The sequence below is a fragment of the Streptomyces sp. ATLC9 genome, from assembly GCF_057196705.1.
In genome coordinates, this window is record NZ_JBXUOY010000308.1 from 1 (window position 1) to 5,845 (window position 5,845).

A 5,845-nucleotide genomic window follows, 5' to 3' on the forward strand; every position below is an offset into this window, starting at 1 on the left:
GCCAGTCCCAGCGCGTGGCCAGTTCCGACACCAGGAGCAGGCCCCGGCCCGACTCACGCGGGCGCTCGGCGTCCGGGGTGGTGGGGCACACCGGCAGGCGTTCGGCGCGGGCCGGGCGGCTCCGCTCCCGGGACCGGCGGTGCGGAAGCACGTTTTTGGCCCTCACCACTCGTGGCAGGGAGAGCAGCGCATGATGTCGGCGTCCGACCCGTACGGGGAGCACAACCCCGCCGTCTTCCTCATGCTGCTCCTGACCGGCCTCGCCGCCGCCCCGGGGCTCGTGCTGTACGCGCTGGGAATCGGGGCCGTGCCGCCGCTCCGCGCCCGGAAGGCCAAGGCCGCGGCCACAGACGCGGCCGCGGTGACGTGGGCGGAGGTCGTGAGGCCCACCGCGGTGTTCCCGGCGGCCTCGTACGCTGGGAACATGGGCACGACACGGTGGCTGGACGACGAAGAGCAGCGGACCTGGCGGGCGTTCCTGGCCGCCACCCAGCGCGTACGCGGGGAACTGGACCGGCAGTTGCAGCGTGACGCCGGGATGCCGCTGGCGTACTACCAGATCCTGGCCATGCTCTCCGAGGCGCCCGAGCGTACCCTCACCATGAGCCGGCTCGCCCGGACCACCCGCTCCTCGGCCAGCAGGCTCTCCCATGCCGTCGCCCGGCTGGAGGCCAAGGGGTGGGTCAGCCGGTGCCAGCACCCCGCCGACCACCGCACCACGCTGGCCACCCTGACCGACGAGGGGCTGACCGAGCTGGAGGCCATCGCGCCCGGCCATGTGGAGCAGGTCCGGCTCTCCCTGTTCGACCACCTCACCCCCGAGCGGACCCGGCAGCTCCAGGAGATCTGCCGGGCGGTGCTGGAGGGCACCGGCGAGGGCCCGGCGCCGGACTGAGCCGGTGCCCGGCCGGCCGGGGACGCCCGCCCACCGCCTCTACGGACCGGCGAGCAGTCGCTCCAGGACGACCGCGATGCCGTCCGCGTCGTTGGAGGCGGTCACCTCGTCGGCCACCGCCAGCAGTTCCGGATGGGCGTCGGCCATGGCGACGCCGTGGGCGGCCCAGGCGAACATGGGGACGTCGTTGGGCATGTCGCCGAAGGCGATCGTGGTGGTGGCCGAGCGGCCCAGCCGGCGCGCGGCGATCGACAGCCCGCGGGCCTTGGACAGCCCCAGCGGCAGCAGTTCGACGACGCCCGCGCCCGCCATCACCACGCTCACCAGGTCGCCCGCGATCCGCCGGGCGGTGTCGGCCAGCGTGTCGTCGCCCAGTTCGGGGTGCTGGATGTAGATCTTGTTCAGCGGTCCGGCCCACAGCTCGTCCGGGTCGGCCCCGGTGATCGCGGGCAGCTCCTCGCCGATCGGCCGGTAGCCCGGCCCGAGCAGCACCTCGCCGTCCAGTCCGTCCCGTGAGACGGCCACGGCCAGCGGCCCGGTCTCCGTCTCGATCTTCTCCAGCGCCAGCCGGGCCTGCTGCCGGTCGAGCGTGACGGAGGTCAGCAGCCGGTGCTCGCCCGCGTGGTAGACCTGCGCGCCCTGCCCGCAGACGGCCAGGCCGTCGTAGCCCAGCTCGTCCAGGACGTGCCGGGTCCAGGGCACGGCGCGGCCGGTCACCACGATGTGCGCGGCGCCCGCCGCCGTGGCGGCGGCGAGCGCGTCGCGGGTGCGGGCCGAGACGGTGTCGTCGCTGCGCAGCAGCGTGCCGTCGAGGTCGGTGGCGACCAGCCGGAAGGGGAAGCCCGGTGCTGCGGCGCTCACCTGGACACGGGCTCCAGCACCTCGCGCCCGCCGAGGTAGGGGCGCAGGACCTCGGGGACGCGGACCGAACCGTCGGCCTGCTGGTGGTTCTCCAGCAGGGCCACGATGGTGCGGGGCACCGCGCACAGCGTGCCGTTGAGGGTGGCCAGCGGGCGCACCTTCTTGTCCTGGCGCATCCGGATGGACAGCCGGCGGGCCTGGAACTCGTCGCAGTTCGACGCGGAGGTCAGCTCGCGGTACTTGCCCTGGGTGGGGATCCACGCCTCGCAGTCGAACTTCCGCGAGGCGGAGGCGCCCAGGTCGCCCGTGGCCACGTCGATCACCCGGAACGGCAGCTCCAGGCCGGTCAGCCACTGCTTCTCCCACTCCAGCAGCCGCTTGTGCTCGGCCTCGGACTCCTCGGGGGTCACGTAGGAGAACATCTCCACCTTGTCGAACTGGTGGACGCGGAAGATGCCGCGGGTGTCCTTGCCGTACGAGCCCGCCTCGCGGCGGAAGCAGGGGGAGAAACCCGCGTAGCGCAGCGGGAGCTTGTCCGCGTCGACGATCTCGTCCATGTGGTATCCGGCGAGCGGGACCTCGGAGGTGCCGACGAGGTAGTAGCCGTCCTTCTCCAGGTGGTAGACGTTCTCGGCGGCCTGGCCGAGGAAGCCGGTGCCCTCCATGGCGCGCGACTTGACCAGCGCGGGGGTGAGCATCGGGATGAAGCCCGCCTCGGTGGCCTGCGCGATCGCGGCGTTGACCAGGGCCAGCTCCAGCAGGGCGCCGACGCCGGTGAGGTAGTAGAAGCGCGAGCCGGAGACCTTGGCGCCGCGCTCGACGTCGATCGCGCCGAGCGCCTGGCCGAGCTCCAGGTGGTCCTTCGGCTCGAAGCCCTCGGCGGTGAAGTCGCGCGGGGCGCCGTGCGTCTCGCGGACGGTGAAGTCGTCCTCGCCGCCGACGGGGACCTCGGGGTGGACGAGGTTGCCGAGCTGGAGGAGGAGCCGCTGCGTCTCGGCGTCGGCCTCGTCGCGCTCGGCGTCGGCGGCCTTGACCGCGGCGGACAGCTCGCCCGCGCGCTTCAGCAGCTCGGCCTTCTCCTCGCCGGCGGCCTTCGGGATCAGCTTGCCGAGCTGCTTCTGCTCGGCGCGCAGTTCGTCGAAGCGGACGCCGGACGACCTGCGCCGCTCGTCGGCGGAGAGCAGGGCGTCGACGAGGCCGACGTCCTCTCCACGGGCGCGCTGGGAGGCACGCACACGGTCGGGGTCCTCACGGAGCAGGCGAAGGTCAATCACTCCGTCAGGGTACCGGGGCGTGCGGCTCGCTCGAATCGATATGGCGGTACGTGGTGTTATGCGGCTTTTGTCTTTCGTGACGAAAAGGGAAGAAGACCGTCAAGGCAATTGCGGGTGTCACCGTGAGGAGGGGGTCGGGAGTGCGGAGGCGGACGGCGAGGCACTGGTCCCGGAAGACCGCGGAGGGTGCGGGCCGGGCCGCGGGCGGGGGTGTGCGCGGCGGGATGGCGGGGGGCCTCGCCCGGGCCTGTGGGGGAGGGCCGGAGACGGTCCCCGGGCCGTGCGGGGCGGTGATTGTTATCCACAGCCCTGAGGGGGGCCGCCGAGTTTTCCACAGGTGGTATGGAAGTCCTGTGGAAGATGTAGGGGGAGTGCGGGTGCGGGATTCGCGCTCGCCCATCGATTCCCCTCTCCCGCGTCTTCTACACGCCTTTTCGAGTGGAAATACCACCCTCCCGGGTGTCGATCAATCGAATTGATCGGATGTGGAGGTTCTGAGGGATTGTGAACAGAGAATTGATATTTCAGGTGTTTTGCCCGAAATGACCGTTTAGTCGTTTCATGTTGTACACAGGACGACCACCGGGCCTGTGGATAACTTTGCGGAGCGCCCCGCACTCCCGGCGTACCTTCGGGCGCCCCTCGAACGCGCCCCTCAGGCACGGCCGTCGACGCAGCGCGCCAGCCAGTCCGCCGCCTCCGCGAACTCCTCGTCCGTCGTCCCCCCCCGCAGCGGCGTGGTCTGCGAGGGCTCCACGCCCGCCCGCGGATACGACCCCAGGAAGCGCACCTTCGGGCAGATCCGCCGCAGCCCCATCAGCGCCTCGCCCACCCGCCGGTCGGAGATGTGCCCCTCGGCGTCCACCGAGAAGCAGTACCGGCCGATCCCCTCGCCGGTCGGCCGCGACTCGATCCGCACCAGGTTCACGCCCCGCACCGCGAACTCCTGGAGCAGCTCCAGCAGCGCGCCCGGGTGGTCGTCGCCGAGCCACAGCACCAGCGAGGTCTTGTCCGCGCCCGTCCGCGCCGCTGGCCGCCCCGGCCGGCCGGCCAGCACGAAGCGGGTCTCCGCGTTCTCCGCGTCGTGGATGCCGGTCACCAGCGGCGCCAGGCCGTACGTCGCCGCCGCGAACTCGCCCGCGAACGCCGCGTCGTACCGGCCCTCCTGGACCAGCCGGGCGCCGTCCGCGTTGGAGGCCGCCGACTCCCACCGGGCCTCGGGCAGGTGCTCCGCCAGCCAGCGGCGCACCTGCGGCTGGGCGACCGGATGCCCGGTCACCGTCCTGACCTCCTCCAGCGCGGTGCCCGGCCGCACCAGCAGCGCGAAGGCGATCGGCAGCAGCACCTCACGGTAGATCATCAGCGGCCTGCCGGTGGCCAGCTCGTCCAGGGTCGCGGTGACCCCGCCCTCCACCGAGTTCTCGATCGGCACCAGGGAGCCGCCCGCCTCCCCGTTGCGCACGGCGTCCAGCGCGGCGGGCACCGACACCACCGGCACCAGCTCGCGCGTGGCCGCCTCCGGGAGGGTGCGCAGCGCGGCCTCGGTGAAGGTGCCCTCGGGGCCCAGGTAGGTGTAGCGGCTCGCGGGTGACATGCCGTCCACAGTAGTCCGGCCGGGGGACGGGCAGCCCCCGCCCTCAGCCCTCGAGCAGGCGCTGGCCGACGTACTCGCCCCCGCGCGCGCCGCCCGGCACCGCGAACAGCGCGCTCGCCTCGTGCCGGACGAAGCGGGACAGGGCGTCCCCCCGGTCGAGCTTGCGCTGCACGGGTACGAAGCCCCGCGCCGGGTCCGCCTGCCAGGCGACGAACAGCAGCCCGGCGTCCGGCGACCCGTCGTCGCGGAAGCCGTCGTGGTAGGAGAAGGAGCGCCGCAGCATCGCCGCGCCGCCGTTGGACGCGGGTGCCGTCACCCGTACGTGGGCGTCGGCGGCGATGGCCGGACGGCCGTCCGCGCCACGCTTCTCCAGATCCACCGGGGTGGTCTCGGAGCCGCCCGACAGCGGGGCGCCGTCGGACTTGCGGCGGCCCATCACCCTCTCCTGGCCGTCGAGCGGGAGGCGCTCCCAGTCGTCCAGCAGCATCCGGATCCGCCGCACCACCGCGTAAGAGCCGCCCGCCATCCACCCCGGATCGCCGCCGGAGGGCACGAAGACGCGCTGTTCGAAATCCTCGTCCGTCTCCCTGGGGTTGTTGGTGCCGTCGATCTGGCCCATCAGGTTGCGGGCGGTGCGGGGGGTGGCGGTGGCGCCCGGGGACCGGTTGAAGCCGTTCATCTGCCAGCGCACCCGGGCGGTGCCGTCCGCCTCGCGCTGGAGGGCGCGCAGCGCGTGGAAGGCGACCAGGGCGTCGTCGGCGCCGATCTGCACCCACAGATCGCCGCCGGAGCGCTTCGCGTCCAGCACGTCGGCCGAGAAGGGGGGCAGCGGGGCGAGGGCGGACGGGCGGCGCGCGGCCAGGCCCGTGCGGTCGAAGAAGGTGCGGCCGAAGCCGAAGGTGACGGTGAGGGAGGAGGGTCCGGCGTCCAGGGCGATGCCGGTGTCGTGCAGCCGGGCGGCGGGCGCCTCGCCCGCCATCAGCGCCTCGGCCGTCCGCGTCCAGCGGCGCAGCAGCGCGGCGGCCTCCTTCCGGCCGGCGCCCGGCGCCAGGTCGAGGGCGAGGAGGTGCGCGTGCGCCTGCGCGGGCTCGGTGATGCCCGGCTGGTGGTCGCCGCGGAAGGGGACGCGGCTGCTGCCGACCGTGGACAGGGCGGTGGGCGGCTCGGTGGCGGCGGCCGTGCCCAGCGCCCCGCCCGCCGCGCCGAGCGCCAGCCCGGCGG

Annotated in this window: 5 protein-coding genes; 1 reads left to right on the plus strand and 4 read right to left on the minus strand. The window is 73.5% G+C overall.

Features of this window, described 5'->3' with window-relative positions:
• Positions 1 to 190: 190 nt before the first annotated feature.
• Positions 191 to 895 carry a MarR family winged helix-turn-helix transcriptional regulator gene (locus AC2CJA_RS23225; RefSeq protein WP_484604632.1) on the plus strand — a complete coding sequence of 235 codons (705 nt, stop codon included), beginning with the start codon at positions 191 to 193 and terminating at the stop codon, positions 893 to 895.
• A 39-nt stretch (positions 896 to 934) separates the two neighbouring features.
• Here the strand turns inward: AC2CJA_RS23225 and AC2CJA_RS23230 are convergent, their stop codons facing one another.
• The 4 genes from AC2CJA_RS23230 to efeB all read right to left on the minus strand — a co-directional run.
• A complete protein-coding gene (locus AC2CJA_RS23230) occupies positions 935 to 1,756 on the minus strand; it encodes an HAD family hydrolase (protein WP_484604633.1) in 822 nt (273 codons plus the stop codon).
• On the minus strand, positions 1,753 to 3,030 hold the full coding sequence (gene serS / locus AC2CJA_RS23235) for a serine--tRNA ligase (protein WP_484604634.1): 1,278 nt from the start codon (positions 3,028 to 3,030) through the stop codon (positions 1,753 to 1,755). Before serS ends, AC2CJA_RS23230 begins: the two co-directional genes overlap by 4 nt.
• Positions 3,031 to 3,685: 655 nt before the next feature.
• The gene (pheA, locus tag AC2CJA_RS23240) at positions 3,686 to 4,624 is read right to left on the minus strand and encodes a prephenate dehydratase (protein ID WP_484604635.1); all 939 of its coding nucleotides are present in this window, start codon (positions 4,622 to 4,624) and stop codon (positions 3,686 to 3,688) included.
• Positions 4,625 to 4,667: 43 nt separating this feature from the next.
• On the minus strand, positions 4,668 to 5,845 hold a 1,178-nt coding region (gene efeB, locus AC2CJA_RS23245), incomplete at its 5' end, for an iron uptake transporter deferrochelatase/peroxidase subunit (RefSeq protein ID WP_484604636.1).